This is a genomic window from Pseudarthrobacter sp. AG30 (assembly GCF_003116525.1).
GTDB lineage: Bacteria > Actinomycetota > Actinomycetes > Actinomycetales > Micrococcaceae > Arthrobacter.
Window position 1 is genome coordinate 208,573 of the sequence record NZ_QEHL01000002.1, and the last position, 26,999, is coordinate 235,571.

Here is a 26,999-nt window from a genome sequence, read left to right on the forward strand (position 1 = left end):
ACAGGCTCTAGGGACTAGTATTAGTTCCTGAATCTGCAATTTCACCAATCCAAAGCCCCCCAAGTAGACTTACCTGAGTTTCTGCCGCGACAAGAGCGGCAGGAGGGTATGTCATTTGAAAACGTTCTAGGAGGAACCTGTGGCAAAGGCAAAGTTCGAGCGGACTAAGCCGCACGTCAACATCGGCACCATTGGTCACGTTGACCACGGTAAGACGACGCTGACGGCCGCCATTTCCAAGGTGCTGTACGACAAGTACCCGACTCTCAACGAGAAGCGTGACTTCGCGTCGATCGACTCTGCACCCGAAGAGCGTCAGCGCGGTATTACCATCAACATCTCCCACGTGGAGTACCAGACCGAGAAGCGTCACTACGCACACGTTGACGCCCCCGGCCACGCTGACTACATCAAGAACATGATCACCGGTGCTGCCCAGATGGACGGCGCAATCCTCGTGGTTGCCGCCACCGACGGCCCGATGGCTCAGACCCGCGAGCACGTTCTGCTGGCCCGCCAGGTTGGTGTTCCCTACCTGCTGGTCGCGCTGAACAAGGCCGACATGGTTGACGACGAAGAGCTCCTCGACCTCGTCGAAATGGAAGTTCGCGAGCTCCTGAGCTCGCAGGGCTTCGATGGCGACAACGCTCCGGTTGTCCGCGTCTCCGGCCTGAAGGCCCTGGAAGGCGACCCCGAGTGGGTCAAGTCCGTTGAGGACCTGATGGCTGCAGTCGACGAGTCCGTTCCGGACCCCGTACGTGACCGCGACAAGCCGTTCCTGATGCCGATCGAAGACGTCTTCACCATCACCGGTCGTGGCACCGTTGTTACGGGCCGCGCCGAGCGTGGAACCCTCGCCATCAACTCCGAGGTCGAGATCGTCGGCATCCGCCCGGTCCAGAAGACCACGGTTACCGGTATCGAGATGTTCCACAAGCAGCTCGACGAAGCATGGGCCGGCGAGAACTGTGGCCTCCTGCTCCGCGGTCTGAAGCGCGACGATGTCGAGCGTGGCCAGGTTGTCGTCAAGCCGGGTTCCATCACCCCGCACACCGACTTCGAGGCCAACGTCTACATCCTCTCCAAGGACGAAGGCGGACGTCACAACCCGTTCTACTCCAACTACCGCCCGCAGTTCTACTTCCGCACCACGGACGTAACCGGCGTTATCACCCTGCCCGAGGGCACGGAAATGGTTATGCCCGGCGACAACACTGAGATGACCGTTGCGCTCATCCAGCCCATCGCAATGGAAGAGGGCCTCGGCTTCGCAATCCGTGAAGGCGGCCGCACCGTTGGTTCGGGACGTGTCACCAAGATCATCAAGTAGTTTCTGCTGATCACGGACCATCCGAATCCTTGATTCGGTAATCCACAGGAAACCCCGCTGCCCAGTGCAGCGGGGTTTTCTTTTGCTACCATTTATCCAGTCGTTTGATAAATAAATGGGGACCGTTGTCTTATGGAAGAAGGCCCGACATGAGGGACGAGTCGTATGCCGCAGGCTACCGCGCCGGTCATCTGCAGGGGTGGCTGGACGCCATGGCTCAAGTAGACCAAATGCGACGTCCGGCCAGTGCGGACCAACCCGCGGCGCAGGAAGTGAACCCGGCGCGGGTCTCTGTGGACGCGGCTCCTCCTGTGCTTCCGCCAGTTGCCGGAACGCTCGCCGCGGCAGCCGCTTTCGGGCAGCCCGCACCGGCATCCTCCGCACTGACCCGGCAGGCCGACGCCGACCGGTTGGGAATCGTCTCCGGCCCCGGACGGGCGGTACCGCCGCGGCCCCCCGCGCCAGTCCCATCGGGTGCCCGTGCCGTGCCGCGTGCCGTCACGCCGGCCGAGCGCCAGGCGCGCCGGGAACGCCGGGACCGGCAAAACATCAACATCACGCTCTACGTCGCAAGCATGCTCCTGGTGGCGGCTGCGGCACTCTTCGTCGGGAGCAGTTTGCCCCCGATGCTGCGCTTCGCCGGTGTTGGAGCCGTCACCGCAACGTTCTACTGTCTGGGCTTCGGGCTGCATGCAAAGATCGCCCGGTTGAGGCCGGCCGCCGTTGCCTTCACCGGCACCGGGCTGGCGCTGGTGCCGGTTTCGGGCCTGGCACTGTACAACTTTGCCTGGCACAACGGGCCGGCCACCTGGTTGCTGACGTCCCTGCTGGGGACCGCTGCCTATGTGGCGGCCGCCATCAGGCTGGACAGTAAAGTCCTGACCTACCTCTCGTTGACGTTTGTGGTGTCGACGGCGTGGTCGGGGGTTGCTGTCCTCGGAGGAGCACTCGTTTGTTATTTCGCGGCCATGATCAGCGTGGCCGTAGCCTTCACGTTGTTGTCGCATCGGCGCCCGTCTTGGCTGCCGCCTATTTTCGCCGGGCCGCTTGCCGCACTGCACCCCTATGTGGTGCCAGGTGTCGCGGTTGCGGCCACGTTATCGCCGTTCCTGCCCGGTGGCCCGGGATTGACCAAGGCCGAGTATGCGCTGGTCGTCGGCGCCTGCGGGGCATACTTCGCCGTGTTTGCAGTGACGACGGCTGGTCTGCGGGTGGCGTATTTCAGGGCCGCGAGAGTGGCTCTGACAATCGCGGCCACGGTGGGGATCTGGCACGTGTCAGGACGCGGGACGGTCGCCCTGTTCACCCTTGCCGTTGTGGTCGGCGCCCAGGCAGTGGCAGTGGCATTCATGGGCGGACACCTTGAAGGCTGGATCACGCGGGCAGCAAGCGGGTCCGGCGGGCACCAACGGACGGTCGACGCCGGCCCGCAGGCGGGCACGGCACGCTGGCGGCGTGACGCGTTCGTCACGTTCGGCATCCAGTTCGCGGCCACGGCCGGCTACGCGCTGGCCGTCGTCGTCGCGGGCTACTTCCTGCCGGCCCGGATATCTGCAAGTCCTGTGCCACTGTGGCTTCCAGTCCTGCTGAGCCTTGTCACAGGCTTCGCGCTGGCTGCCAGGCTTCGCGGCCGCGCGGAGATCGCGCCACTCCCGGCACTGTTGCTGGCAGCCCTCGTCAGCCATCACCTCGGTGAGGGCGTGTTTGCGCTGATGCTGTTCCTGGCCTGCGTCTTTTGGGCAGTCCGGGCCTACGTGGCGGACGGGGCACTGCGGCACCGCATGGTGCTCAACGCGCGCCTGGCCTGCACGGTGCTGGCTCCTGCGCTGGCAGCAGCCCTGACCGAAGGCGCCGGGCAGAACCGGGCCGTGTGGTTCACGTTGCTGATCGCGGCGGCTGTGCAGCAACTTCTCTCTGCGGCGATGCAGCGTTTCGGAATAAGGGCCCTGGCGCCCAGCATGAGCCTGGTCGGCTTCACGCTCCTCGGCCTCGGGAGCATCGCCAGCCTCTCGTCAGTCGCGGGCCTCGGGTCCCAGGGGCTGGTGTGGGCGTCAGCGCTGATCCTGCTCACGGCTGCTCTCGTGACCGGCTTCTTGCTGACCGGCAAACCTGCGGACTGGCGCAACTGGCGGCCCGGCGCCGGAGAGGTACTGGCGCCGGTGGTGGGCGCGATGCTTGCGGCGTTCGCGTTTGGCAGGCTGACGGAGGGGGCCGGGAACGTGGTCCTCTTGCTGTTGCTGGCGTACCTGGTGGCTTCTGCGTCCAGGCTCCCGGCGCTGGGGCACAGGTGGGCTTATTGGTGGGCCGCCCGGGCGACAGGAACCGTTTTGGTGTTGACGGCGTCCTCCCAGTTGCAGCACAGCACCGGCAGCCTCGTTGTCGGAGGGGAGGCGCTGCATCCGGCCACCGTTCTCGTCGCCGCCCTCTTTGCCCAGATGTCCCTGCCGTTGGGCGCGAAGATCCTGCGACGGGCCCCGTCGGGCGTAGTTTTCGACGCTGCCGGTGTCATCGTGCTGCAGCTCGCCGCCTGTGCTGTCCTGGCGCTCCAGGCATCCGGGAGCTGGCAGCACCTTGCTGCCGTGTCCGGAGCTGCAGTTTCCGCCGCACTGACTGCCTACGTCCTGCGGACGGAGCCGGCCGCTGGAGTCTTTGCCCCTGTGTCCTTCATTGTTCTCGCGGGCCTGTCGCTCGGAAATGCCCGGGCAATGGAGGTTCTGCTGGGTGTCTTCGCGGTGTTTGCCGGCGTCATGGTGGCAGCGGTGCCCCGGCCTCGGAGCAAAGGGTGGTACTTCGTTGCCGCGCGCGTCCTGACTGCCGTCCTTGCCTTGGTGCTCAGCGACGACGTGACGGCGTCACCCACCGCTGTTTCCGTAACGTTTGCGCTCGTCCTTGCTGCCCAGCATGTCATTCGCTGGTTGATGCGTTTCCGGCTCGCTGCCGTGCCCTTCCAGCAGGCCGCCGTGTGGATCACCCTTGCAGGCCAGGCTCTGCTGCCCTTGGTGTACGCCGTGCAGCACGGGGCGTTGCGGCTTGGCCCGACCCTTGGTGCTCCGCTGCCGGGCGGTGGAACCGGGGTGGACGGCGCCGGCCGTTGGGTGTTGCTTCTAGAGCTCGGGCTGCTGGTGGTGTCGGCCGCCGTGGCCCGCAGGCTGTTCGTTGCCCGGGGTGCGCTGTACTTCGGCGTTTACGGGCTGCTCTTCGGCGTATTGTCCCTCAGCCCGGTGGTTGCTTTCCGGGACGTGGCTGCCTTCAGCTTCACCGGGACAGCCGTTGTGCTTCTGCTCCTGGGCCTTGCGGCAGCCGCCGCCGGTCCGGAGTGGCAGCGCCGCAGTGTCTCTACGGGCCCGGAGCGCCGCCTGTGGCTCGCCGCAGCAGGAACGTTCACCGCTGCGGCGTTGGCTGTGTCGCCCCAGGCTTCCCACTGGGTTCCGGGCGCTTCCGTGCTTGCCGTTGCAACGGTCCTGCTGACGGCGTCCCATGTGGAAGCGAGGCCGCTCCTCTATCCGCCGGCTGCGGCCGCCGTGCTCGGCGGAGCCTTCATGCTGGCGGCCGCCTGGCTGGGAGAATCCGAGGGCAATCGCCCGGGGGAGTGGGCACAGTACCTGCCATGGCTGGCAGGGCCAGGCGTGGCGGCAGCGGGGCTCTACGCCGTGCGCCGGGCACGGTCCAGGGCCCTAACGGATGATCCGTTCCGGCGCTGGTCCTTGGCCGGCGGCGCTTTTGCCGGCCTTCTCCTGGCAGCGCTTGCGGGCCTCTACCGTGATGGAACTTCCTGGACCGGTGTGGGCGTCCTCGTTGCCGCCGCCGCTGTTGCTGTCGCCGAAGCGACACCCCGCATGCGCCGGCCTGCAGCGGAGCTGGCGGCATTCGCGATCGTGGCTGCTGTCCAGCGGGCCGCCCTGTTCGAGTTCAGCGCGGTCCAAGGACTCCTGCCGTGGCCAGCCGATTCCCACGCGGACCCCTTCTGGGTGGCGCAGTGGTACATGCTGCTGGCCTCCGTGCTGGCTGGCCTGCGATACCTGGCGAACAGTCGCACCATCGGCCGGCGCTATGTGTGTGCCGCCGCGGCGCTGCTCAGCCTGTCAGGGGCGGGCACGGTGTTCGGGGGTGAAGCGTCACAGCAGTTGTGGGTACTGGTCTGGCTCGCCGTGCTTCTGGTCGCCGGGCTGGTCCTTGGTGACAGGCTCTTTGTCAGGTGGGGCGCCGCGGGGATTGCCGTCTGCGTCCTTTGGGCAATGCGGCAGTACACGTTTGCGCTCCTGACCGTGGTGGCCGTCGGCCTTATTGCTTTTGCGGTCTGGCGCCTCAACCGTGGCAACGCTGGTGCGGACAAGGCCGGGAACGCGCCCTGATACTGTTTCAGCACTGAAAGGAGTCCATCATGGGGTGGCTTATTTTCCTGATCATCGCGGTTGTCGTCGTCGCCGGGGCGTATTGGGCCAAAAGGTATTTCCGGCACGAGATCGATCGCGCCAAACGGATCAACAGGTCCAACAAGAACCAGTAACACCGTGCTGAGCAGATTCGCTGGTACACCGTAGTCCTTCTTTTCGGTATACCTAAATTCGCGCTATCCTCGTCTTGTAGATGCCCGCAACGATGAGGACACGTAATGGCTGCTCCCACACTGACGGCCGGACCTGTAGGCCCCAAGGCCTGGTCCCGGCTCCTGCTGCTCGGACCCGCCTTTGTGGCGGCCATCGCGTACGTGGACCCGGGCAATGTGGCCGCAAACCTGACGGCCGGGGCCAACTTTGGGTACCTGCTGGTGTGGGTGCTCGTGGCCGCCAACGCCATGGCGGTGCTGATCCAGTACCAATCCGCGAAGCTTGGTCTCGCCACCGGCATGAGCCTGCCGGAAATCCTGGGCAAGCGCCTGGGTACCCGGCGCCGCCGCGCCTACTGGGCCCAGGCAGAGCTTGTGGCCGGGGCTACGGACATGGCCGAAGTGATCGGTGGCGCTGTGGCGCTGAACCTCCTTTTCGGAGTGCCCCTGCTGGCCGGTGGATTCATCATTGGTGTTGCCTCCATGCTGTTGCTGGCCCTTCAATCGCACCGCAGCCAGAAGTCCTTCGAGATCGCCATCCTGACGCTCCTGGGCGTGATAGCGGTGGGGTTCGTCTCGGGCCTGTTCGTCAGCCCGCCTGACGCGGGCGGTGCGCTGGCCGGCCTTGTCCCGCGGTTCGAGGGGACAGACACGGTTCTGCTGGCCGCCAGCATGCTCGGGGCAACGGTCATGCCGCACGCGATCTACCTGCACTCGGCCCTGGCGCGGGACCGCCATGGCTTCTCGCCTGATCCCGGGGTCCGGTCCAGGCTCATCCGGGCAACGCGCGTTGACGTCGCCGGTGCCCTGCTTCTTGCCGGAATCGTCAATATCGCCATGCTGCTGCTGGCCGCCACCAGCCTCCGGGGGGTGGAAGGAACCGATACCATTGCCGGGGCGCATGCTGCTGTGACGTCGGCACTCGGGCCGGTGATCGGCGTCGTCTTTGCCGTAGGCCTCCTTGCCTCCGGCCTGGCCTCCACCTCGGTTGGCTGCTACGCCGGAGCCACGATCATGGGCGGCCTCCTGAAGGTGAGGGTGCCCCTCCTGGTCCGGCGGATCATCACCTTGATCCCTGCGCTGGTGGTCCTGGGTGCCGGGATAGAGCCGACGCTTGCCCTCGTCTTGAGCCAGGTGCTCCTCAGCTTCGGGATTCCATTCGCGCTGATCCCCCTGATCCGGCTCACCGGCAGCCGCGAAGTGATGGGCATCCATGTGGATTCCAAGCCGCTGCGGCTTGCCGGTTGGACCAGTGCCGCGCTGATCGTCGGACTGAACTGTGTCCTGATCGTCCTCACGGTGTCCGGACATAGCTGAGCCGGCGCCGGCAGCCCTGCGCTAGCTGTCCCGGCGTGCCCGGGCCCGCGAGAGGGCCTGGTACCAGTAGAAGGACTTCTTGGGGGTCCGTTCAAGGGTCTCAAAGTCCACATGAACCAGGCCGAAGCGCTGCGAGTAGCCGGCTGCCCACTCGAAGTTGTCCATCAGGGTCCACACGTAGTAGCCGCGCAGGTCCACGCCCTCCGCAATACCGCCGGGCGCCGTGGCCTCCAGCGCAGTTCCCAGGTGCGTCGCCAAGTAGTCCACCCGGTCGGCGTCGTCCAAAGTCTCGGACACGCGGTCGGGCTCGGGGAAGCTGGCCCCGCCCTCGGTGATGTACACCGGCGGCAGGGCGTCACCGTAACGGTCCCGCATTTCCTGCAGCAGGATCCCCAAGTGGTGTGGTGCCACCGGCCAGCCGAAACCGGTGCTGCCGTACTCCGGATACCCCACTTCGTGGAAGGGAAGCTTCGCCAGTTCCTGGTGCATGTCCGCCGGCAGGGGCGTAATGCCGGGCCCCAGCGCCACCTTGACCGGGAAATAGTAGTTGAGCCCATAGAAATCCAGCGGCTGGTGGATGGTCTTCAGGTCTGCGTCGGAGATCCTGCCGATGGAACGCAACCACGGCCTGGCATACAACGGCAGGGACGGGTAGCGGCCCAGCAGGACGGGGTCGGCATACAGCCGGTTCATCAGCAGGTCGTACAGGTGGGCGACCATCCGGTCGCCGATCTTCCGGGACGCTGGCCTGACCGGTGAGTGCAGGTTCGTCAGGCCGATGCCGCCAACAACTCCGGCGGCCCGCAGCGCCTGGACCCCCAACCCGTGCGCCAGGAGCTGGTTGTGGATGGCGGGCAAGGCATCGAACATCAGGCGGCGTCCAGGTGCATGCACCCCTAAGGCATAGCCGTTCAGGGTTACCGATACGGGCTCATTGAGGGTGACCCACTGCGGCACCCGGTCCCCGAACCGCTCGCCGGCCGCCCTGGCGTACTCGGCGAAGCGATGCGCCGTGTCCCGGTTCAGCCAGCCGCCCCTGTGCTCGAGCGGCAAAGGAGTGTCCCAGTGGTAGAGAGTGGCCATGGGGGAGATGCCGGCCTCGAGGAGTTCGTCGATCAGCCGGTCGTAGAAATCCAGTCCCTGGGCGTTGAAGCTGCCCTGGCCGTCGGGCTGGATGCGGGGCCAGGAGAGCGAGAAGCGGTACGAGCCAACGCCGAGCTCCTTGAGCAGCGCCACATCTTCGGGCAACCTGTTGTAGTGGTCGCAGGCGACGGCGGGGGAGTGGCCGTCCAGGATTGCCCCGGGCTTTTCGGCGAAGGCGTCCCACCCGGAGGGTCCCCGGCCATCCGCCTTGAGGGAGCCTTCGATCTGGAACGCCGCAGCCGCAACACCCAGGGTGAACGACGGCGGCACCCGCCCGGCCAGTTCGGTCACCGATTCCGTGCCTTCCATGGTCATGCCCCTATCATCCAGTGGCTTCCGGTCCACGGCAATGGCAGTTCATGGGGCTGAAAAGCGGCGATTCGCATCTGGCAGGGTTTTCCGGCATACTAGATGAGTTGTTCAAGCGCTTCTTCGCGTCCCGATCCGGATAATGCCGGGTGCAGGGTCCAAGCTGAAGACCAAACATAACCCACCCCCATGGAACTGCGGATTCATATGCGCGCCCAGCGCGACACGCCCGACCGCGGGGGTCGGTTACGCCGGCAAGGTGAGGAACCCGGATTTATCCGGATTCAGTTTGTGCGGCGGATGGTGGTTACGACCTCAAATGCTTCGGCAGCCATACAACAGGTAAGTGAACAGGGCAGCCCTAAACCGGGGAAGCACAGACTGAAAGAGAGTCAGGCGACATGGCGGGACAAAAAATCCGCATCCGGCTGAAGTCATACGACCACGAGGTCATTGACGTTTCAGCACGGAAGATCGTTGAGACGGTCACGCGCGCAGGCGCAACGGTAGTCGGCCCCGTGCCGCTGCCGACGGAGAAGAACGTGTACTGCGTGATTCGCTCTCCGCACAAGTACAAGGACAGCCGCGAGCACTTTGAAATGCGCACGCACAAGCGTCTTATCGACATCATCGATCCCACGCCGAAGGCCGTCGACTCGCTCATGCGTCTCGACCTGCCGGCTGACGTGAACATCGAAATCAAGCTGTAGGGAGGTGCTGAGAAACTATGACCGCAACCCGTAACGTAAAGGGCCTGCTGGGCACGAAGCTCGGCATGACCCAGGTCTGGGACGAGAACAACAAGCTCATCCCCGTCACTGTGGTCCAGGCAGATTCGAACGTCATCACCCAGCTGCGCAACGCTGAGGCCGATGGCTACGTCGCCGTCCAGATCGGCTACGGCCAGATCGATCCCCGCAAGGTCACCAAGCCGCTGGCTGGTCACTTTGAAAAGGCAGGCGTCACGCCTCGCCGCCACGTCGTCGAACTCCGTACCGCAGATGCTGCCGAGTACGAGCTGGGCCAGGAGCTCTCCGTAGAGGTCTTCGAAGCCGGCCAGAAGATCGACGTCATCGGCACCACCAAGGGTAAGGGCTTCGCCGGTGTTATGAAGCGTCACGGCTTCCACGGCGTTGGAGCTTCCCACGGTGCCCACAAGAACCACCGTAAGCCCGGTTCAATCGGTGGCGCATCCACCCCGAGCCGCGTCTTCAAGGGCATGAAAATGGCCGGCCGCATGGGCGCCGTTCGTCACACCACGCTGAACCTCACCGTTCACGCGGTTGACGTCGAGAAGTCGCTGCTCCTGATCAAGGGTGCCGTTCCCGGTGCCCGCGGCCAGGTCGTCCTCGTACGTACCGCCGTGAAGGGAGCCTAGTTCAATGGCTAACACTGTCCAGGTTGACCTGCCTGCAGAGATCTTCGACGTTCAGACCAACGTGCCGCTGCTGCACCAGGTTGTCGTTGCCCAGCTCGCTGCTGCCCGCCAGGGAACCCACAAGACCAAGACCCGCGCTGAAGTTTCCGGTGCAGGACGCAAGCCGTTCAAGCAGAAGGGCACCGGCCGCGCCCGTCAGGGTTCCATCCGTGCTCCCCACATGACCGGCGGTGGCGTTGTCCACGGTCCCACCCCGCGTGACTACAGCCAGCGGACCCCCAAGAAGATGATTGCTGCTGCACTGCGCGGCGCACTCTCCGACCGGGCCCGCAACGGACGCATCCACGTTGTCGCTGAACTGGTTGAAGGCACCAAGCCTTCCGCCAAGACCGCACTGGCAACGCTCCGCGGTGTTTCCGACCGCAAGAACCTGCTGGTCGTCATCGAGCGCGACAACGACGTTGCCGCACTGTCCGTGCGCAACCTCGCCGGCGTTCACGTTCTGTACGCAGACCAGCTGAACACCTACGACGTTCTCGTCTCCGATGACGTTGTCTTCACCAAGGCAGCCTACGAAGCATTCGTAGCCGCCAAGGCAGCTAAGAACGAGGAGGATGCCAAGTGAGTGCAGCCACCATCAAGGATCCCCGCGACGTCGTGCTTGCACCCGTCGTGTCGGAAAAGAGCTACGGCCTGATCGACGAGGGCAAGTACACCTTCCTGGTGGACCCCCGTTCGAACAAGACCGAGATCAAGCTGGCCGTGGAGAAGATCTTCTCCGTCAAGGTCGAATCGATCAACACCATCAACCGTGCCGGTAAGCGCAAGCGCACCAAATTCGGATGGGGTACCCGCAAGAACACCAAGCGTGCGATTGTCACCCTCAAAGAAGGCACCATCGACATCTTCGGCGGTCCGCTCGCGTAGCGGAGACCACTTTAACGAGGAAATAAATTATGGGAATCCGTAAGTACAAGCCGACTACCCCGGGCCGTCGTGGCTCGAGCGTAGCGGACTTTATCGAAATCACGCGGTCGACGCCGGAAAAGTCGTTGGTACGTCCGCTGCCCAAGAAGGGCGGCCGTAACAACACCGGTAAGATCACCACCCGCCACAAGGGTGGTGGACACAAGCGCCAGTACCGTCTGATCGACTTCCGTCGCCACGACAAGGACGGCGTCAACGCCCGCGTTGCCGAAATCGAGTACGATCCGAACCGCACGGCTCGCATCGCCCTCCTGCACTACGTTGATGGCACCAAGCGTTACATCATCGCCCCCAACAAGCTCTCCCAGGGTGACGTTGTGGAGGCAGGTGCCGGTGCAGACATCAAGCCCGGTAACAACCTGCCCCTGCTCAACATCCCGGTGGGTACCGTCATCCACGCAGTTGAACTGCGCCCGGGCGGCGGCGCCAAGATGGGCCGCTCCGCCGGTGCATCCATCCAGCTCGTTGCCAAAGAAGGCCGTTTCGCCCAGCTGCGCCTGCCTTCCGGCGAAATCCGCAACGTTGACGTGCGCTGCCGCGCAACCGTCGGCGAGGTCGGCAACGCCGAGCAGTCGAACATCAACTGGGGCAAGGCCGGCCGTATGCGGTGGAAGGGCGTCCGCCCGACCGTCCGTGGTGTCGCCATGAACCCGGTTGACCACCCGCACGGTGGTGGTGAGGGTAAGACGTCCGGTGGACGTAACCCCGTCAACCCGAACGGTAAGCGTGAAGGCCGCACCCGCCGCCCGAACAAAGAGAGCGACAAGCTTATTGTGCGTCGCCGTCGTACTGGCAAGAACAAGCGATAGGAGCCTGGACACATGCCACGCAGCCTGAAAAAAGGTCCTTTCGTTGACCAGCACCTCTTTGTGAAGGTCGCCAGGGAAAACGAAAAGGGCACCAAGAACGTCATCAAGACCTGGTCCCGCCGTTCGATGATCATCCCCGACATGCTCGGGCACACGATCGCCGTACACGACGGACGCAAGCACATCCCGGTGTTTGTCACTGAGTCGATGGTCGGGCACAAGCTCGGCGAATTCGCTCCCACGCGGACATTCCGCGGCCATGTCAAGGACGACCGTAAGGGCAAGCGCCGCTAGGCGCCTGCGTTTACGTCAAAGACGAGAGAAGGAAAGCAATGGAAGCCAAGGCAATTGCGCGCCACATCCGCGTAACGCCTATGAAGGCCCGGCGCGTCGTCAACCTTGTTCGTGGATTGCAAGCGAATGAGGCTCTGGCAATTCTGAAGTTTGCCCCCCAGGCAGCTTCGGAGCCGGTATTCAAGGTAGTTCAGTCGGCAATCTCCAACGCCCGGGTCCTCGCGGACCGCGACGGCGTGGCGTTTGACGAAGGTGACCTCATCATCAGCGAAGCGTTTGTTGATGAAGGCCCGACCATGAAGCGGTTCCAGCCGCGTGCCCAGGGTCGTGCATTTCAGATCAAGAAGCGCACCAGCCACATCACCGTGGTAGTCGCTACCCCGGAGAAAGAGGAGGCTCGCTAAGTGGGACAGAAAGTAAACCCGCACGGGTTCCGACTCGGCATCACCACCGATCACGTATCGCACTGGTTCGCTGACAGCACCAAGGCCGGCCAGCGGTACAAGGACTTCGTTCGCGAAGACATCCGCATCCGCCAGCTCATGTCCACGGGCATGGAGCGCGCCGGTATCGCCAAGGTCGAGATCGAGCGCACCCGTGACCGTGTCCGCGTGGATATCCACACGGCCCGTCCCGGCATCGTCATCGGCCGCCGTGGAGCAGAAGCAGACCGCATCCGCGGCGAGCTCGAAAAGCTCACCGGCAAGCAGGTCCAGCTGAACATCCTCGAGGTCAAGAACCCCGAGATGGAAGCCCAGCTTGTGGCCCAGGGCGTTGCAGAGCAGCTGACTTCCCGCGTGGCATTCCGCCGTGCGATGAAGAAGGCCATGCAGTCCGCACAGCGTGCAGGTGCCAAGGGCATCCGTATCGCCTGCTCGGGCCGCCTCGGTGGCGCTGAAATGTCCCGCTCGGAGTTCTACCGCGAAGGCCGTGTGCCCCTGCATACCCTCCGCGCGAACATCGACTACGGCTTCTACGAAGCCAAGACCACCTTCGGCCGCATTGGTGTGAAGGTCTGGATCTACAAGGGCGACGTCACTGCCAAGGAACTGGCCGCCCAGGCTGCCTCGGCACCGTCCCGCGGCAACCGTGGCGACCGTCCCGGCCGTCCGGGTGGCGCCGACCGCGGTGACCGCCGCCGTCGCAACGACCGCCCGGCCGCTGACGCAGCTCCTGCTGCTGAAGCTCCGGCAGCTGAAGCTGCACCTGCAGCAGCAGAAGGAGGACAGGCTTAAATGCTTATCCCACGTCGAGTCAAGCACCGTAAGCAGCACCACCCGGGTCGTTCCGGCGCTGCAACGGGCGGCACCGAGGTCTCGTTCGGTGAGTGGGGTATCCAGGCTCTGAGCCCGGCATACGTCACCAACCGCCAGATCGAATCTGCCCGTATCGCGATGACCCGCCACATCAAGCGTGGCGGTAAGGTCTGGATCAACATCTACCCGGACCGTCCCCTGACCAAGAAGCCTGCCGAAACCCGCATGGGTTCCGGTAAGGGTTCGCCGGAATGGTGGGTCGCCAACGTCAAGCCGGGCCGGGTTCTGTTCGAACTCTCCGGTGTCAATGAAGAGGTAGCTCGCGAGGCCCTGCGCCTGGCAATCCACAAGCTGCCGTTGAAGGCACGCATTGTGCGTCGCGAAGGTGGTGAGTAGAAATGGCAGTAGGATCCAAGGATCTGGCTCCCGCACAGCTGGACGGTTTCGACAACGAGCGTCTCGTTGAAGAACTCCGCAAGGCCAAGGAAGAGCTGTTCAACCTGCGCTTCCAGTCCGCCACCGGACAGCTGGAGAACCACGGTCGCCTGCGTGCAGTAAAGAAGGACATTGCCCGCATCTACACCGTTCTCCGCGAACGCGAGCTGGGCATTCGTGCCGAGGTTGCCGCACCGGTTGTGGAAGCCAAGGAAGAAAAGAAGTCCAAGAAGGCTGCAACCAAGAAGGCCGAAAAGGCTGAAACGGTTGAGACCGAGGAGGATGCCAAGTGAGTGAAAAGGACGAGAACGTGACGGAAACTGCTACCGCCGCCAAGGCTGGGGAGCGCGGTTACCGCAAGACGCGTCGCGGCTACGTGGTCTCCGACAAGATGGAAAAGACCATCGTTGTTGAGGTTGAGGACCGCGTAAAGCACGCCCTGTACGGCAAGGTTATCCGCCGTACCTCCAAGGTCAAGGCACACGACGAAGAGAACACCGCCGGTATCGGCGACCTCGTTGTCATCGCCGAGACCCGTCCGCTGTCCGCCACCAAGAACTGGCGGCTCGTGGAAATCCTCGAGAAGGCCAAGTAGCACCTGCTGCTTAGCTGTTGCCCCTGCTCCCTTCCGGGAGTGGGGGCTTCCTCGTTTAAAGGGCCGGCAGTGTCACGCCAGGCACCCTTCGGACGCCGCGGACGACGCCGGCGCCTGGGCCGGCGGGGGACAGGCACCATGGGTGGGCCGAAAGGCTGCCGTGCGTGACGCCGTCGTCCGTCTTGCGGTGCGGATGCGAGGGGTGATATGGGGACTGGCGGAAAACGTGCTAGGATATTGAGTTTGTATGGCGCCTTCTGTGCGCCGTCATCAACCTCGTAAACAAGCGTGCCACAGCATAGTGCCCCTGTGCGCCCGGGATCCGTCCCGGACCGGATGGGAGCAACTGCTTCTGGCACGGGCGTTTAGGCCTGGTCTGGCAAAATCCAGGCAGGTCAAGAGACACCCCGATCAACCGTTCCGCAAGGCTCATTCCGTAGCAAGACCACGGCCTGAGAACCGGCGCGACGCAAGGAGTAAATAGTGATTCAGCAGGAGTCGCGACTGAAGGTCGCCGACAACACGGGTGCTAAGGAAATCCTTACCATTCGCGTTCTCGGTGGATCCGGCCGTCGCTACGCAGGCATCGGCGACGTCATCGTCGCCACCGTCAAGGATGCAATCCCGGGCGGCAACGTAAAGAAGGGCGATGTGGTCAAGGCCGTCATCGTCCGTACCAAGAAGGAACGCCGCCGTGCGGATGGTTCCTACATCAAGTTTGACGAGAACGCAGCTGTGATCCTGAAGAACGACGGTGACCCCCGCGGTACCCGTATCTTCGGACCGGTTGGTCGTGAACTGCGTGACAAGAAGTTCATGAAGATCGTTTCTCTGGCTCCGGAGGTGCTCTAGTCCATGGCTGCAAAGATCAAGAAGGGTGACCTGGTTCAGGTCATCACTGGCGCCAAGGCTGAGCGCGGCGGCGACCGTGGCAAGCAGGGCAAGGTTCTGCGCGTTTTCACCGACACCAACCGCGTGCTGGTTGAGGGCGTTAACCGCGTCACCAAGCACACTCGGGTTGGACAGTCGCAGCGCGGCACCAAGACCGGCGGCATCGAGGTTGTAGAGGCCCCGATTCACGTTTCCAACGTGGCCCTGGTTGACCCGTCGACCAAGAAGCCGACCCGCGTGGGCTTCCGCCTCGACACTGTGGAGAAGAACGGCGTCAAGAAGACCGTCCGCATCCGCGTGTCCAAGAGCACCGGGAAGGACATCTAATGACCGAGACTATCGAGACCCCGGCAACGAAGATCGTTCCTCGTCTGAAGACCAAGTACGCCGAATCCATCAAGGCTGCGCTGCAGGATGAATTCAAGTACTCGAACGTGAACCAGGTACCCCGTCTGGTGAAGGTTGTTGTGAACATGGGTGTTGGAGATGCCGCCAAGGACTCCAAGCTGATCGACGGCGCTGTCCGCGACCTCACCCAGATCACCGGCCAGAAGCCGCAGGTTACCAAGGCCCGCAAGTCGATCGCACAGTTCAAGCTGCGCGAAGGCATGCCCATCGGTGCACACGCAACCCTGCGTGGCGACCGCATGTGGGAATTCGTGGACCGCCTGGTCAGCCTGGCCCTGCCCCGTATCCGCGACTTCCGCGGCCTCAGTGGCAAGCAGTTCGATGGCAATGGCAACTACACCTTCGGTCTTACCGAGCAGGTTATGTTCCACGAAATCGACCAGGACAAGATCGACCGCGTCCGCGGTATGGACATCACGGTTGTCACCACTGCGAAGACCGACGACGAAGGCCGTGCGCTGCTCAAGGCGCTTGGTTTCCCGTTCAAAACCGAAGCTTAATTAACTACGTAAAAGGTCCGGCTGCTCCGCTCCCCAGGGGACGGAACGGCGGAAACCGTTATGAGGAAGGGCATGAGCCCACATGACAATGACAGATCCTGTCGCAGATATGCTTACGCGCCTGCGTAACGCAAACTCGGCGTACCACGACTCCGTGACTATGCCGTACAGCAAGCTCAAGGCACGCGTTGCCGACATCCTCAAGGCCGAAGGTTTCATCGCCGGCTGGAAGGAAGAGGACGCAGAGGTTGGCAAGAAGCTGACCCTCGAACTCAAGTTCGGTCCGAACCGCGAGCGTTCCATCGCCGGTGTACGCCGGATCTCCAAGCCGGGTCTCCGCGTTTACGCGAAGTCCACCAACCTCCCGCACGTGCTCGGTGGCCTGGGTATCGCAATCCTGTCCACCTCTTCCGGCCTCCTGACTGACAAGCAGGCCGGCAAGAAGGGCGTGGGCGGCGAAGTCCTCGCGTACGTCTGGTAACGGGAAAGGAAGAGAATAATGTCACGTATTGGACGTCTCCCCATCACCGTTCCTGCCGGCGTTGAGGTCAAGGTTGACGGCTCTGTCGTCAGCGTCAAGGGTTCCAAGGGGGAGCTTAGCCACACTGTGGCCAGCCCCATCGAGGTTGCCCTGGACGAGAACACCCTGACCGTTACCCGCCCGAACGATGAGCGCGCCTCCCGTTCACTCCACGGCCTGACCCGCACCCTGATCGCCAACATGATCCAGGGCGTCACCGCAGGCTACGAGAAGAAGCTTGAAATCGTCGGTACCGGTTACCGCGTTCAGGCCAAGGGATCTGACCTTGAGTTCGCTCTCGGCTTCAGCCACCCGGTCAGCGTTTCCGCTCCGGCCGGCATCACCTTTGCAGTAGAGGGTCCGACCAAGCTCTCTGTCTCAGGCATCAACAAGCAGCAGGTCGGCGAAGTTGCTGCCAACATTCGCAAGCTGCGCAAGCCTGACCCCTACAAGGGCAAGGGCATCCGTTACGCCGGCGAAGTCATCCGCCGCAAGGTCGGAAAGGCTGGTAAGTAACCATGGCCATCGCCATTAACAAGAAGCGTACGAACAAGAGCAAGGCAGCTGCACGCAGCCGCCGCCAGCTTCGTATCCGCAAGCGCATTGCCGGTACGGCTGCCCGCCCCCGTTTGGTGGTTAACCGCTCCGCACGCCACGTATTTGTCCAGGTTGTCGATGACAGCATTGGCCAGACCGTAGCAAGCGCGTCCACTCTGGAAGCTGACCTTCGTGCATTCGACGGTGACAAGACTGCCAAGGCCAAGCGCGTCGGCGAGCTCGTTGCCGAACGTGCCAAGGCTGCCGGTGTCGAGGCTGTCGTATTCGACCGTGGTGGTAACAAGTACCACGGCCGGATCGCCGCCGTCGCCGACGGTGCACGCGAAGGTGGGCTGTCACTGTGACCGAAGCAAACAAGGAAAAGGACACTGTGTCTGCAGATCAGAAGGCGCCCGAAGCCGCAGCTGCTGAGACCACTGCCCCCGCTGCCGAGGACCGCCGTGGTGGCGCCCGTCGCGGCGAGCGTGGAGACCGTGGCCAGGGCCGCGGCGACCGCGGTGGCCGTGGCGGCCGCGACGGTGGCCGTGAAGCCGAAAAGAACCAGTTCGTAGAGCGCGTTGTCACCATCAACCGCGTTTCCAAGGTCGTCAAGGGTGGTCGTCGCTTCAGCTTCACCGCCCTGGTGGTCGTTGGTGACGGTAACGGCATGGTCGGCGTCGGCTACGGCAAGGCCAAGGAAGTTCCCGCTGCTATCGCCAAGGGCGTTGAAGAGGCCAAGAAGTCCTTCTTCCGCGTTCCCCGCGTCGGCAGCACCATCCCGCACCGTGTTCAGGGTGAAGCCGCTGCCGGCGTCGTAATGCTGCGTCCGGCCTCCGCCGGTACCGGTGTTATCGCCGGTGGTCCGGTCCGTGCAGTACTGGAGTGCGTGGGTATCCACGACATCCTCTCCAAGTCGCTCGGTTCCTCCAACGCCATCAACATCGTTCACGCGACCGTTGATGCCCTGAAGCGCCTCGAAGAGCCGGCATCCGTGGCAGCACGCCGCGGCCTGCCGCTGGACGAGGTTGCTCCCCAGGCACTGGTGAAGGCCCTTCTCGCCCCGAAGGCAGGTGCCTAGTCATGGCTAAGAACCTGGTCCCCTCCGACGCTCAGTTGGAGATCACTCAGATCAAGTCCGCCATTGGCGGCAAGCAGAACCAGCGCGACACCCTGCGGTCGCTCGGCCTGAAGCGGATCGGACACACCGTTGTCCGCACCGCCGACGCCGTGACCGTCGGGATGATCAACACGGTTCCGCACCTGGTAAAGGTAGAGGAGGCGAAGTAAATGGCAGAGAACACTGCTGATAAGGCACAGGCTGCTGAGAAGCAGAACGCCCTGAAGGTTCACCACCTGCGTCCCGCTCCGGGTGCCAAGACCGCCAAGACCCGTGTTGGTCGTGGTGAGGCATCCAAGGGTAAGACCGCCGGCCGCGGTACCAAGGGTACGGCTGCCCGCTACCAGGTGAAGGCTGGCTTTGCCGGCGGCCAGTTGCCGCTGCACATGCGCCTGCCGAAGCTGCGCGGCTTCAAGAACCCGTTCCGGGTTGAGTTCCAGGTTGTAAACCTGGACAAGCTCAACGAGCTGTTCCCGGAAGGTGGCGCAGTCACCGTGGAGAACCTGGTCGAAAAGGGTGCCGTTCGCAAGAACCAGCCCGTCAAGGTGCTGGGCACCGGCGACATCACCGTCAAGGTTGACGTCACCGCCCACGCATTCTCGGCCAGTGCCGCAGAAAAGATTGCCGCAGCAGGCGGAAGCACCACCGCCCTCTAAAGGGACGGCGCCAGCTGTTGAACTCCCGGTATCCGCGGGCTTTGGCCCCGGATACCGGGAGTTTTCCATATCCGCCGGGCGAATTTTTCCTGCCTTCCGGCGCACCCCGGCGGGGATGGATTGTTCGCATCGCGCATCCAACCGTTAGACTCGGTTGTCGGGATTTATCAAGTTCCGCAACCCCACTCTTATTGACACCACAGGAGGACGCTTGCTTAGCGCATTTGGCCGGGCCTTTCGCACGCCTGATCTGCGACGCAAGTTGTTGTTCACGCTGGGAATCATCACCATCTTCCGCTTGGGTGCTTTCATTCCCTCGCCCGGTGTGAACTACCAGAATGTCCAGCAATGCTTGCATAACGGTCAGACTGCCGGCGGGCTGTACCAGCTCGTCAACCTTTTCAGCGGCGGCGCGTTGCTCCAGGTGTCCATCTTCGCCCTGGGCATCATGCCGTACATCACGGCCAGCATCATCGTCCAGCTGCTCCGGGTGGTCATTCCCCGGTTCCAGCAGCTCTACGACGAGGGCGCATCGGGCCAGTCCAAGCTGACCCAGTACACCCGCTACCTCACCATCGCCCTGGGCCTGCTCAACGCCACCACTTTGGTGTCCCTGGCCCGCTCCGGCCAGCTTCTGCCGGGCTGCCAGCTCCCGGTGATCCCGGACACGAGCATCATCACCACCATCCTGATCATCATCACCCTCACGGCCGGCACCGGCCTGATCATGTGGATGGGCGAGCTCGTCACCGAAAAGGGTGTGGGCAACGGCATGTCGCTGCTGATCTTCACCTCCATCGCAGCGCAGTTCCCCACCTCGCTCGGCGCGATCTGGACCTCCCAGGGACCGGGGACTTTCTTCCTCGTCCTGGTGGTGGGCCTTCTCACGGTTGCCCTGGTGGTCTTCGTGGAACAGTCCCAGCGGCGCGTTCCGGTCCAGTACGCCAAGCGGATGATCGGCCGCCGGACCGTGGGCGGAACCAGCACCTACATTCCCATCAAAGTGAACATGGCCGGCGTCATTCCGGTGATCTTCGCTTCCTCCATGCTTTACATTCCAGGGCTGATCGCACAGTTCAACCAGCCTCGGAACGGCGAGCAGCTCCAGCCGTGGGTTGAATGGATCAACAACAACCTGACCCGCGGTGACCACCCGATCTACATGGCGGTTTACTTCCTCCTGATCGTGTTCTTCACCTACTTCTACGTCGCGATTACCTTCAACCCTGAAGAAGTCTCGGACAACATGAAGAAGTACGGCGGCTTCATTCCAGGTATCCGCGCCGGCCGGCCGACCGCGGACTACCTGCAGTACGTGCTCTCGCGGATCACGCTGCCCGGCGCCCTCTACCTGGGTTTCGTGGCACTGATTCCACTGGTGGCACTGGTACTGATCAACGCAAACCAGAACTTCCCGTTCGGTGGCACCTCGATCCTGATCATGGTGGGCGTTGGCCTGGAGACCGTCAAGCAGATTGATGCGCAGCTACAACAACGTCACTACGAAGGGCTTTTGCGATGACGAGAATGCTGATTATTGGACCTCCCGGTTCCGGAAAAGGAACGCAGGCGGAGCGGATTTCAGAACGCCTTGGCGTTGTGGCCATCTCCACCGGCGATATCTTCCGTGCCAACGTGAAGGGCGAAACCCCGCTCGGCATCGAGGCGAAGAAGTACATGGACAACGGTGACTTCGTTCCGGACAGCGTGACCAACAAGATGGTCCGCGACCGCCTGGGCGAATCCGACGTCGAAAACGGCTTCCTGCTGGACGGCTACCCGCGCACCACCGCGCAGGTGGACTACCTTGACGAGATCCTCGCCGACGGCGACGAGAAGCTCGACGTGGTGCTGCAGCTGACGGCCGACGACGAGGAACTGGTTCACCGCCTCCTGGGCCGGGCCAAGGAAACGGGCCGGAGCGACGACAACGAAGCCGTCATCCGCCACCGCCTTGACCTCTACCACGAGCAGACGGAGGCAGTGGTGGCGAAGTATGCCGAGCGTGGCATCCTGACCCAGGTGGACGGGATCGGTCCCATCGACGAAGTAACCAACCGCGTGATGCAGGCCATCAAGGCCGCACAGGCAGCCTGACCCAAGGCGCCACGGTTATCGAGGCTCCTCCCGGAATCCGGGAGGAGCCTCAGCCATTTGAAAGGACACACCATGGCCTTCGGCCAACCCCGCATCGAATTCAAGAACAACGCCCAGATGCGCACCATGCATGAAGCAGGACTGGTCCTCAGCCGGGCGCTGGATGCCGCCGTCGCCGCCGCCGTGCCCGGCGTCACCACCAAGCACCTGGACGACGTCTTCGCAGCGGTCCTCAACGAAGCGGGCGCGAAATCCAACTTCCTGGGCTACCACGGCTTCCCGGCCACCATCTGCACGTCCGTGAACGAGGAAGTGGTCCACGGTATCCCGGGCAGCCGGGTCCTGCAGGACGGTGACATCATTTCCATCGACGGCGGGGCCATCGTCGACGGCTGGCACTCCGATTCCGCGCGGTCCGTGATCGTGGGCACAGCGGATCCGGAAGACCAGCGGCTCTCCGATGTCACCGAGGCGGCCATGTGGCGTGGCATCGCGGCGCTGGCCACGGGAAGCCATGTGGGCGATATCGGTGCCGCCATCGACGATTATGTCTCTTCCGTTCCGGGCAAGCCCCTGGGCATCCTGGAGGACTACGTGGGCCACGGCATTGGCTCCGAGATGCACATGGCCCCGGACGTGCTGAACTACCGCACCAACCACCGGGGACCGAAGATCAAGCCAGGCCTGTGCCTTGCCATCGAACCCATGCTGGTCCGTGGCGGCATCGACACCGCGGTTCTTGAGGACGACTGGACCGTGGTCACCACCGACGGCAAGCGGTCCTGCCAGTGGGAGCATTCGGTTGCTGTGCATGAGAAGGGCATCTGGGTGCTTTCGGCCCCCGACGGCGGCGCGGAGCACCTGGTGCCGCTGGGCGTCACACCCGTCCCCATCCCTTAGCCCGACCCGCCAAGAGCGGTACGACGCGTGTCTTCCTCAGCGACACGCAAAAGCCCTGGCGAACCCAAAACGGGGTTCGCCAGGGCTTTGGCGTGTCGAAAAGCGTTAAGCCTTCAGCTTCGGCTTCACATCCCGGTCGTAGATTCCCTGCAGGGTGCTCTTCAGGTCCGTCATGGAGGACTTGACGTCGCCCTGCTGGGTGAGGATTTTCGCGGCAGCCTTGGCCATCTCCTGGTCTGCGCCCGGCAGGAACACCCGGGCGTTGTCCTGGACCTTCGTGACGGCCAGTTGGTCCATGGCCGTCTTGATCTGCGGCGTCTTGGCCAGGACCGCCGTCATGTCGGCAGACTTGCGGGTGGGCATGTAGCCGGTGGCGGCAGAGAACTCCGCGGTGCTCTCCGGCTGCGTGATGAACTTCAGGAACGTACCCGCGGCCAGCTGTTCCTCCTTGGTGATCCCGCTCGGAATGCCCAGGCCGGCGCCGCCGGTGGGGCATACGTTGGACTGCGCCTTCGGGCCGCCCGGCAGGAAGCCTACGCCCACATTGAACTTGGCGGACTTAAGGATTCCCAGCAGCGAGCCGGTGGAGGAAATAGTGGTGGAGGTCAGGCCGGCGGAGAAATCGTCAGCGGCTTCCTTGGAGGAGACGCCCGCCCACTTGTCCTTGTAGATCGAGTCCTGGGCCCACTGCAGCGCCGCCACGGACTCGGTTGAGTCGCACGTGATGTCCCATTCGTTGGACCAGCCGCCGCCCCAGCCCCACAGCATGTTCTGCAGCGTCCACCCCGCATAGCCGGCCAGGGCCGGGTAGATGTAGGCGTACTGGGCGCCGGAGCTCGCCTTCAGCTTGGGTGCCCATTCCCCGAACTCGTCCCAGGTCTTGGGGGCGCGGTCGGGCAGGCCCGCGGCGGCGAAGTGATCCTTGTTGTAGTAGAACAGGGGCGTTGAGCGGCCGTAGGGGAGGGCCCACTGCTTGCCGTCGTATTTGTAGTCGTCCACCAAGGACTTCTGGAAATCGTCCATCTTCATGTCCAGCTGCTTGGTGAGGCTGTCGACGGGGATGATGCTGCCGTTGGTGTAATAGCGGAACCACCAGACGTCGGACAGGACCACGACGCCGGGGAGGCCCGACTTGGCCGCCTGCGCGGTCTGGAATTTCTGGGCGATCTCCTCATAGTTGGCGCCGGCCGTAACCAGGTTGACCGTGATGTCCGGGTTCTGGGCGTGGAATTTGTCGATCAGGCTCTTTTCGACGTCCTGGGACTGGCCAGGGTGGCTGGACCAGAAGTCGATCTTGGCCGCAGGCTTTAACCCGCTGAAGTCGATGTCGGCCGCTTGGGACGTGGCCTGGCCGCCGCCGGTGGTTGAGGGGCCGCCGCATGCTGCCAGGGCGGCCGCGGAGGCGGTAGCCCCTGCCAGGCCCAGGAAATGCCTCCGGTCCAGATGCAATGCCATGAGAGTTCCTTTCGGTTGTTGCCTTGTGGAAGGTGGAAGTTCGACGGCGGCCGGCAGCTTAGCCGGTCACGCTGCCTTGGGTGAGGCCCGCCACGATGTAGCGCTGCAGGGCCGCGAAGATGATCAGGATGGGCACGATGACCAAGACGGCGCCGGCCATGAGCACGCCCCAGCCGGCGGCGTTGCTCTCACTGTTTTGCAACAGCGTCAGGCCCACCGGGAGGGTCATGGTCTCCGGCCGGTCTGTGATGATCAGCGGCCAGATGTAGTCGTTCCATTCGGTCACGATGGTCACCAGTGCCACCGTGGCAATGGAGGGGACCGAGACCGGAACCACGATCTGCCACAGCCGGCGCCAGTGCCCGGCCCCGTCCATTTCCGCCGATTCCAGGATGGAGGCGGGCAGGGTCCGGAAGTGTTGGCGCAGCAGGAAGGTACCGAACGCGGTGCCGAGGCCCGGCAGGATGATGCCCCACAGGGTGTTCTTTCCGCCTATCCCGGCGATCAGGATGAAGTTGGGCAGGATGGAGACCTGCGGCGGCACCATGAGGGCCACCAGGATCAACAGGAAGATGAAGTTCCGGAACGGGAAGCGGACAAAGACCAGCGCGTACGCCGTCAGGATCGCGAGCAGCACCTTGATGGTGGCCCCCGCCAGGGTAACGATGGTGCTGTTCACGAAGAACTGTCCAAACGGGACGGTGGTCATGGCGGTCCGATAGTTCTCCAGGTTCAGGCTCTCCGGGAGGATCTTCAGGTCCGTGGTGACAATCTCGCCGGAGGACTTGAAGGAGCTGAGGACCATCCAGAGCAGGGGCAGGAACACCACCAGCGTGGCAATGAGCAGCGGCAGGTAGCCGCCAACAATCGTCTGGACAAGGTTTCGGCGCGAAAAAGGGCGGTCGGGGCGGAGGGCCGGATCCGGCGTCGACACCGCCGGGGCCGCCGGGTCCGGGTTGACCGGTGATAGGGACGTCACGAGTAGTGCACCTTTCGTTCCACGAAGCGCAGCTGCAGCACGGTGATCACCAGGAGGATGGCAAACAGCACCACGGAAATGGCTGCCGAATAGCCGGCCCGGTTGTACGCCCCGAACGCTTGGAGGTAAGCCTCGTAGATCAGGGTGCTGGTGCCGGTGCCCAGCGGCGTCATGATGCGGATGAGGTCAAAGGCCTGCAACGAGCTGAGCATGGTGGTGATGAGGAGGAAGAACGTGGTGGGGGACAACAGCGGCAGCGAGATGCTCAGGAAACGCCGGAACCCGTTCGCACCGTCGAGGGATGCAGCTTCCATGACGTCCTTCGGCAGGGACTGCAGCCCGGCAAGGTACACCACGGCGCAATAGCCAAGGTTCTTCCAGACGTACACCAGGATCACCATGACCAGCGACAACTGGGGGTCGTTGATCCACTGTGGGCTCTGCTGGCCGATGCCGCGCAGCAGCCAGGCGAGGACGCCGTAGCCGGGGTCGAAGATGAACAGCCACACCAGGCCTACGCCCACGCCGGAGAGCACGTAGGGCGCAAACACGGCGGACCGGGCAAACGTGGTGCCACGGATCTTCCCGTTCAGCGCCACCGCCACCAGCAGGCCCAGCAGCATGGATCCGCCCACCGTCACCACGGTGAACACGGCGGTGGTCCCCAGGACCTTGGGGGCGTCATTGCTGGTGAAGAAGGTGGCGTAGTTGGCCAGGCCCACGACGGTGGCGGTGGGGGAACCCAGCGTCCAGTCCAGCGTGGAGTAGTACATGTTGCTGATCAGCGGACGGTAGGTGAAGACGGCAATCAGCACCAGGTTGGGCAGCGCCATGGCAAGGAAAACAAAGAAGTCCCGGCGGTTCCTTGCGGTCCACCGCCGGTGCGGAATTTTCGCTGCGGGTCCTGGCGGCCGCTTGGGCTTGGCGGACGGATGCGGGGCGAGTTGACGGGTCATGCGTGTCTCTCCCGGGTCGGGAGCCTGCTCGTGGCGGGCACTGGCTGAATCTAGGGACTAACTACACCAGACCGTCAGTGGGCTGAAGCCCGCATTTGCCCTTCTCGAAGGACTGTTATCCGAGGCTTCGTCGCCCGTTAACGCTGTGTTGGATGCAGTCTCGCATAAAGTTTGCCCTTGCGGCAGGGGCGCGCCCGCGACGTGGAGAATAGGGGCATGGGAACCATTGCAGACGTCCCGGGCGTCCGGGTAGGCCACTACCAGCGGACCGGCGATGGCTGGCTGACCGGAGTCACGGTGGTCCTGCCGCCGCCGGGCACCAAGGGGTCGGTGGACGTCCAGGGCGGCGGCCCCGCCACCCACGAAACGGATGCGCTCGACCCCACCACGCTGGTCAGCACCGTGGATGCGGTGGTCTTGGCCGGTGGCAGCGCCTACGGGCTTGCCGCCGCCGCCGGCGCCCAAGCCTGGTGCGAGGCCAACGGCCGCGGGTTCGCCGTGCCCGGGGGAGTCGTGCCCATCGTTCCGGCAGCCGCGATCTTCGACCTTGGCAGGGGTGGCGACTTCGCCGCACGGCCGACGCCGGACATGGGCTTCGCGGCAGCCGCCGCCGCGTCGGCACAACCGGAGGGGCACGACGTCGAGCGCGGCAACGTCGGTGCCGGCACCGGAGCCCTCATCGGCAGGGGACAGTTCAAAGGTGGCGTGGGAACAGCATCGGTCATGCTGGAGAACGGCGTAGTTGTGGGTGCGCTGGCCATAGTCAACGCACTCGGGCTCCCCGTGGGTGGGCTTGTCGAGAACCGAACCCTGGATTCCGACAGGCTCCATCACCGGGAGGACAAGCCGGGACGTCCGGCGCCGTTGAACACCACCCTGGTCGTCGTGGCCACCAATGCCGTGCTGGATGCGGCGGAGTGCAAGCGCACGGCATCTGCCTCACACGCCGGGATTGCCCGGGCCCTGAATCCGAGCCACACCCTCGCCGACGGGGATACCGTATTCTGCCTCGCGTCCGGCGCCCTGGCGCTGGACCGCACGGACGAAGCCGCCCGGCAAACCAGCCTCATTTCGCTGCAAAGCGCGGCAGCCGACGTCGTCCGCCTGGCCGTTCTGGACGGCGTGGCCAGCGCGGAGGCCGTGACCACTCCTGCGGGTGCGTATGGTGCATACGGCGACCGGATGCGCTAGCATGGCTGGATTTAACTTTCGCCGCCAGATGGCGTAATGTTGTCTGTTGGTTGTCTGGACTGCCGCGCCCTTTTGGGCTTGGAGATGGCAATCGATCCAACAAAAACGTTCGTAGTCATGTCCGGTGCAATCCGGCGGGGCTGCGGCAACAACAGTTAGCGGAGGGTATGGCCAAGAAGGACGGGGTCATTGAGATCGAAGGCGTTGTGACCGAGGCGCTGCCTAACGCGATGTTTCGCGTTGAGCTCACCAACAAGCACATCGTTCTGGCACACATCTCTGGAAAGATGCGTCAGCACTACATCCGGATCCTCCCCGAGGACCGCGTAGTGGTGGAGCTGAGCCCGTACGACCTCACCCGTGGTCGTATCGTCTACCGCTACAAGTAAATTG

Annotated in this window: 33 protein-coding genes; 29 read left to right on the plus strand and 4 right to left on the minus strand. The window is 63.7% G+C overall.

Annotated elements, in window-relative coordinates:
• Window positions 1-139 precede the first annotated feature (139 nt).
• From tuf to DC347_RS02675, 4 genes are all read left to right on the plus strand, one after another.
• The gene (tuf, locus tag DC347_RS02665) at window positions 140-1,330 is read left to right on the plus strand and encodes an elongation factor Tu (RefSeq protein ID WP_018760460.1); all 1,191 of its coding nucleotides are present in this window, start codon (window positions 140-142) and stop codon (window positions 1,328-1,330) included.
• A 149-nt stretch (window positions 1,331-1,479) separates the two neighbouring features.
• Window positions 1,480-5,682, plus strand: a complete 4,203-nt coding sequence (locus DC347_RS02670) for a hypothetical protein (protein ID WP_240617673.1) — start codon at window positions 1,480-1,482, stop codon at window positions 5,680-5,682.
• Between the two features lie 29 nt (window positions 5,683-5,711).
• Window positions 5,712-5,837: a hypothetical protein gene (locus DC347_RS22090; protein WP_255414757.1), complete on the plus strand. Its 126-nt coding sequence runs from the start codon at window positions 5,712-5,714 to the stop codon at window positions 5,835-5,837.
• A gap of 105 nt (window positions 5,838-5,942) precedes the next feature.
• Window positions 5,943-7,193, plus strand: a complete 1,251-nt coding sequence (locus DC347_RS02675) for an Nramp family divalent metal transporter (RefSeq protein ID WP_109044355.1) — start codon at window positions 5,943-5,945, stop codon at window positions 7,191-7,193.
• Between the two features lie 21 nt (window positions 7,194-7,214).
• On the opposite strand, the gene DC347_RS02680 is transcribed toward DC347_RS02675, so the two are convergent.
• Window positions 7,215-8,651, minus strand: coding sequence for a GH1 family beta-glucosidase (locus DC347_RS02680; RefSeq protein WP_018760456.1), 1,437 nt, complete (start codon window positions 8,649-8,651; stop codon window positions 7,215-7,217).
• 395 nt (window positions 8,652-9,046) lie between these two features.
• Between DC347_RS02680 and rpsJ the strand changes: the two genes are divergently transcribed.
• From rpsJ to map, 23 genes are all read left to right on the plus strand, one after another.
• Window positions 9,047-9,355, plus strand: a complete 309-nt coding sequence (rpsJ, locus tag DC347_RS02685; RefSeq protein ID WP_003803825.1) for a 30S ribosomal protein S10 — start codon at window positions 9,047-9,049, stop codon at window positions 9,353-9,355.
• Window positions 9,356-9,372: 17 nt separating this feature from the next.
• A complete protein-coding gene (gene rplC / locus DC347_RS02690; protein WP_013601833.1) occupies window positions 9,373-10,023 on the plus strand; it encodes a 50S ribosomal protein L3 in 651 nt (216 codons plus the stop codon).
• A gap of 4 nt (window positions 10,024-10,027) precedes the next feature.
• Complete coding sequence (rplD, locus tag DC347_RS02695) at window positions 10,028-10,648, plus strand: 50S ribosomal protein L4 (protein ID WP_018760455.1); 621 nt, start codon at window positions 10,028-10,030, stop codon at window positions 10,646-10,648.
• A complete protein-coding gene (gene rplW, locus DC347_RS02700; protein WP_011692807.1) occupies window positions 10,645-10,950 on the plus strand; it encodes a 50S ribosomal protein L23 in 306 nt (101 codons plus the stop codon). The genes rplD and rplW overlap by 4 nt, the downstream gene beginning before the upstream one ends.
• A gap of 29 nt (window positions 10,951-10,979) precedes the next feature.
• Complete coding sequence (gene rplB / locus DC347_RS02705; protein ID WP_026264302.1) at window positions 10,980-11,819, plus strand: 50S ribosomal protein L2; 840 nt, start codon at window positions 10,980-10,982, stop codon at window positions 11,817-11,819.
• Window positions 11,820-11,831: 12 nt separating this feature from the next.
• Window positions 11,832-12,113: a 30S ribosomal protein S19 gene (gene rpsS / locus DC347_RS02710; RefSeq protein WP_003803803.1), complete on the plus strand. Its 282-nt coding sequence runs from the start codon at window positions 11,832-11,834 to the stop codon at window positions 12,111-12,113.
• 38 nt (window positions 12,114-12,151) lie between these two features.
• Window positions 12,152-12,517, plus strand: a complete 366-nt coding sequence (gene rplV, locus DC347_RS02715) for a 50S ribosomal protein L22 (RefSeq protein WP_009358304.1) — start codon at window positions 12,152-12,154, stop codon at window positions 12,515-12,517.
• The gene (gene rpsC / locus DC347_RS02720; RefSeq protein ID WP_018760453.1) at window positions 12,518-13,348 is read left to right on the plus strand and encodes a 30S ribosomal protein S3; all 831 of its coding nucleotides are present in this window, start codon (window positions 12,518-12,520) and stop codon (window positions 13,346-13,348) included.
• The gene (rplP, locus tag DC347_RS02725; protein WP_015937848.1) at window positions 13,349-13,765 is read left to right on the plus strand and encodes a 50S ribosomal protein L16; all 417 of its coding nucleotides are present in this window, start codon (window positions 13,349-13,351) and stop codon (window positions 13,763-13,765) included. It abuts the gene before it with no gap.
• Window positions 13,766-13,767: 2 nt separating this feature from the next.
• Window positions 13,768-14,097 carry a 50S ribosomal protein L29 gene (gene rpmC, locus DC347_RS22125; RefSeq protein WP_018760452.1) on the plus strand — a complete coding sequence of 110 codons (330 nt, stop codon included), beginning with the start codon at window positions 13,768-13,770 and terminating at the stop codon, window positions 14,095-14,097.
• Entirely contained in the window at window positions 14,094-14,399 is a 306-nt protein-coding gene (gene rpsQ / locus DC347_RS02735; protein ID WP_018760451.1) for a 30S ribosomal protein S17, read from the plus strand. The genes rpmC and rpsQ overlap by 4 nt, the downstream gene beginning before the upstream one ends.
• A gap of 483 nt (window positions 14,400-14,882) precedes the next feature.
• Window positions 14,883-15,251: a 50S ribosomal protein L14 gene (gene rplN / locus DC347_RS02740; protein ID WP_003803789.1), complete on the plus strand. Its 369-nt coding sequence runs from the start codon at window positions 14,883-14,885 to the stop codon at window positions 15,249-15,251.
• 3 nt (window positions 15,252-15,254) lie between these two features.
• Window positions 15,255-15,617, plus strand: a complete 363-nt coding sequence (rplX, locus tag DC347_RS02745) for a 50S ribosomal protein L24 (RefSeq protein WP_018760450.1) — start codon at window positions 15,255-15,257, stop codon at window positions 15,615-15,617.
• On the plus strand, window positions 15,617-16,198 hold the full coding sequence (gene rplE / locus DC347_RS02750) for a 50S ribosomal protein L5 (protein WP_018760449.1): 582 nt from the start codon (window positions 15,617-15,619) through the stop codon (window positions 16,196-16,198). The genes rplX and rplE overlap by 1 nt, the downstream gene beginning before the upstream one ends.
• An 82-nt stretch (window positions 16,199-16,280) precedes the next feature.
• Window positions 16,281-16,679, plus strand: a complete 399-nt coding sequence (gene rpsH / locus DC347_RS02755; protein WP_018760448.1) for a 30S ribosomal protein S8 — start codon at window positions 16,281-16,283, stop codon at window positions 16,677-16,679.
• A gap of 18 nt (window positions 16,680-16,697) precedes the next feature.
• A complete protein-coding gene (gene rplF, locus DC347_RS02760; protein ID WP_018760447.1) occupies window positions 16,698-17,234 on the plus strand; it encodes a 50S ribosomal protein L6 in 537 nt (178 codons plus the stop codon).
• Between the two features lie 2 nt (window positions 17,235-17,236).
• The gene (gene rplR / locus DC347_RS02765) at window positions 17,237-17,620 is read left to right on the plus strand and encodes a 50S ribosomal protein L18 (RefSeq protein WP_018760446.1); all 384 of its coding nucleotides are present in this window, start codon (window positions 17,237-17,239) and stop codon (window positions 17,618-17,620) included.
• Between the two features lie 26 nt (window positions 17,621-17,646).
• Complete coding sequence (gene rpsE / locus DC347_RS02770) at window positions 17,647-18,333, plus strand: 30S ribosomal protein S5 (RefSeq protein WP_231369818.1); 687 nt, start codon at window positions 17,647-17,649, stop codon at window positions 18,331-18,333.
• Window positions 18,334-18,335: 2 nt separating this feature from the next.
• Window positions 18,336-18,542, plus strand: a complete 207-nt coding sequence (rpmD, locus tag DC347_RS02775; RefSeq protein WP_018760444.1) for a 50S ribosomal protein L30 — start codon at window positions 18,336-18,338, stop codon at window positions 18,540-18,542.
• A complete protein-coding gene (gene rplO / locus DC347_RS02780; RefSeq protein WP_013601817.1) occupies window positions 18,543-19,028 on the plus strand; it encodes a 50S ribosomal protein L15 in 486 nt (161 codons plus the stop codon).
• A gap of 211 nt (window positions 19,029-19,239) precedes the next feature.
• Complete coding sequence (secY, locus tag DC347_RS02785; RefSeq protein WP_026264301.1) at window positions 19,240-20,550, plus strand: preprotein translocase subunit SecY; 1,311 nt, start codon at window positions 19,240-19,242, stop codon at window positions 20,548-20,550.
• A 5-nt stretch (window positions 20,551-20,555) separates the two neighbouring features.
• Window positions 20,556-21,125 (plus strand): adenylate kinase, encoded by a 570-nt coding sequence (locus DC347_RS02790; protein ID WP_018760442.1) that lies wholly within the window; start codon window positions 20,556-20,558, stop codon window positions 21,123-21,125.
• A 72-nt stretch (window positions 21,126-21,197) separates the two neighbouring features.
• A complete protein-coding gene (gene map, locus DC347_RS02795) occupies window positions 21,198-22,025 on the plus strand; it encodes a type I methionyl aminopeptidase (RefSeq protein ID WP_018760441.1) in 828 nt (275 codons plus the stop codon).
• A 105-nt stretch (window positions 22,026-22,130) separates the two neighbouring features.
• On the opposite strand, the gene DC347_RS02800 is transcribed toward map, so the two are convergent.
• The 3 genes from DC347_RS02800 to DC347_RS02810 are packed head-to-tail and all read right to left on the minus strand — an operon-like array spanning window position 22,131 to window position 25,415.
• Entirely contained in the window at window positions 22,131-23,480 is a 1,350-nt protein-coding gene (locus tag DC347_RS02800) for an ABC transporter substrate-binding protein (protein WP_109044356.1), read from the minus strand.
• Window positions 23,481-23,538: 58 nt separating this feature from the next.
• A complete protein-coding gene (locus tag DC347_RS02805; protein WP_109044357.1) occupies window positions 23,539-24,459 on the minus strand; it encodes a carbohydrate ABC transporter permease in 921 nt (306 codons plus the stop codon).
• The gene (locus tag DC347_RS02810; RefSeq protein ID WP_026264298.1) at window positions 24,456-25,415 is read right to left on the minus strand and encodes a carbohydrate ABC transporter permease; all 960 of its coding nucleotides are present in this window, start codon (window positions 25,413-25,415) and stop codon (window positions 24,456-24,458) included. The genes DC347_RS02805 and DC347_RS02810 overlap by 4 nt, the downstream gene beginning before the upstream one ends.
• 216 nt (window positions 25,416-25,631) lie before the next feature.
• On the opposite strand from DC347_RS02810, the gene DC347_RS02815 reads away from it, so the two are divergent.
• Window positions 25,632-26,606, plus strand: coding sequence for a P1 family peptidase (locus DC347_RS02815; protein ID WP_206073874.1), 975 nt, complete (start codon window positions 25,632-25,634; stop codon window positions 26,604-26,606).
• A 167-nt stretch (window positions 26,607-26,773) separates the two neighbouring features.
• Complete coding sequence (gene infA, locus DC347_RS02820; protein ID WP_009358723.1) at window positions 26,774-26,995, plus strand: translation initiation factor IF-1; 222 nt, start codon at window positions 26,774-26,776, stop codon at window positions 26,993-26,995.
• Window positions 26,996-26,999 lie beyond the last annotated feature (4 nt).

Coding starts and splice junctions, on each gene's coding strand:
- DC347_RS02680 (WP_018760456.1), bottom strand. CDS start 8,651: ATGACCATGGAAGGCACGGAATCGGTGACCGAACTGGCCGGGCGGGTG.
- rpsS (WP_003803803.1), top strand. CDS start 11,832: ATGCCACGCAGCCTGAAAAAAGGTCCTTTCGTTGACCAGCACCTCTTT.
- rplR (WP_018760446.1), top strand. CDS start 17,237: ATGGCCATCGCCATTAACAAGAAGCGTACGAACAAGAGCAAGGCAGCT.
- rplP (WP_015937848.1), top strand. CDS start 13,349: ATGCTTATCCCACGTCGAGTCAAGCACCGTAAGCAGCACCACCCGGGT.
- rplD (WP_018760455.1), top strand. CDS start 10,028: ATGGCTAACACTGTCCAGGTTGACCTGCCTGCAGAGATCTTCGACGTT.
- DC347_RS02815 (WP_206073874.1), top strand. CDS start 25,632: ATGGGAACCATTGCAGACGTCCCGGGCGTCCGGGTAGGCCACTACCAG.
- DC347_RS02790 (WP_018760442.1), top strand. CDS start 20,556: ATGCTGATTATTGGACCTCCCGGTTCCGGAAAAGGAACGCAGGCGGAG.
- DC347_RS22090 (WP_255414757.1), top strand. CDS start 5,712: ATGGGGTGGCTTATTTTCCTGATCATCGCGGTTGTCGTCGTCGCCGGG.
- rpmD (WP_018760444.1), top strand. CDS start 18,336: ATGGCTAAGAACCTGGTCCCCTCCGACGCTCAGTTGGAGATCACTCAG.
- rpmC (WP_018760452.1), top strand. CDS start 13,768: ATGGCAGTAGGATCCAAGGATCTGGCTCCCGCACAGCTGGACGGTTTC.
- rplE (WP_018760449.1), top strand. CDS start 15,617: ATGACCGAGACTATCGAGACCCCGGCAACGAAGATCGTTCCTCGTCTG.
- rplO (WP_013601817.1), top strand. CDS start 18,543: ATGGCAGAGAACACTGCTGATAAGGCACAGGCTGCTGAGAAGCAGAAC.
- rplF (WP_018760447.1), top strand. CDS start 16,698: ATGTCACGTATTGGACGTCTCCCCATCACCGTTCCTGCCGGCGTTGAG.
- rplV (WP_009358304.1), top strand. CDS start 12,152: ATGGAAGCCAAGGCAATTGCGCGCCACATCCGCGTAACGCCTATGAAG.
- DC347_RS02670 (WP_240617673.1), top strand. CDS start 1,480: ATGAGGGACGAGTCGTATGCCGCAGGCTACCGCGCCGGTCATCTGCAG.
- rplX (WP_018760450.1), top strand. CDS start 15,255: ATGGCTGCAAAGATCAAGAAGGGTGACCTGGTTCAGGTCATCACTGGC.
- infA (WP_009358723.1), top strand. CDS start 26,774: ATGGCCAAGAAGGACGGGGTCATTGAGATCGAAGGCGTTGTGACCGAG.
- rpsH (WP_018760448.1), top strand. CDS start 16,281: ATGACAATGACAGATCCTGTCGCAGATATGCTTACGCGCCTGCGTAAC.
- DC347_RS02675 (WP_109044355.1), top strand. CDS start 5,943: ATGGCTGCTCCCACACTGACGGCCGGACCTGTAGGCCCCAAGGCCTGG.
- DC347_RS02800 (WP_109044356.1), bottom strand. CDS start 23,480: ATGGCATTGCATCTGGACCGGAGGCATTTCCTGGGCCTGGCAGGGGCT.
- map (WP_018760441.1), top strand. CDS start 21,198: ATGGCCTTCGGCCAACCCCGCATCGAATTCAAGAACAACGCCCAGATG.
- DC347_RS02810 (WP_026264298.1), bottom strand. CDS start 25,415: ATGACCCGTCAACTCGCCCCGCATCCGTCCGCCAAGCCCAAGCGGCCG.
- rplB (WP_026264302.1), top strand. CDS start 10,980: ATGGGAATCCGTAAGTACAAGCCGACTACCCCGGGCCGTCGTGGCTCG.
- rpsJ (WP_003803825.1), top strand. CDS start 9,047: ATGGCGGGACAAAAAATCCGCATCCGGCTGAAGTCATACGACCACGAG.
- rplC (WP_013601833.1), top strand. CDS start 9,373: ATGACCGCAACCCGTAACGTAAAGGGCCTGCTGGGCACGAAGCTCGGC.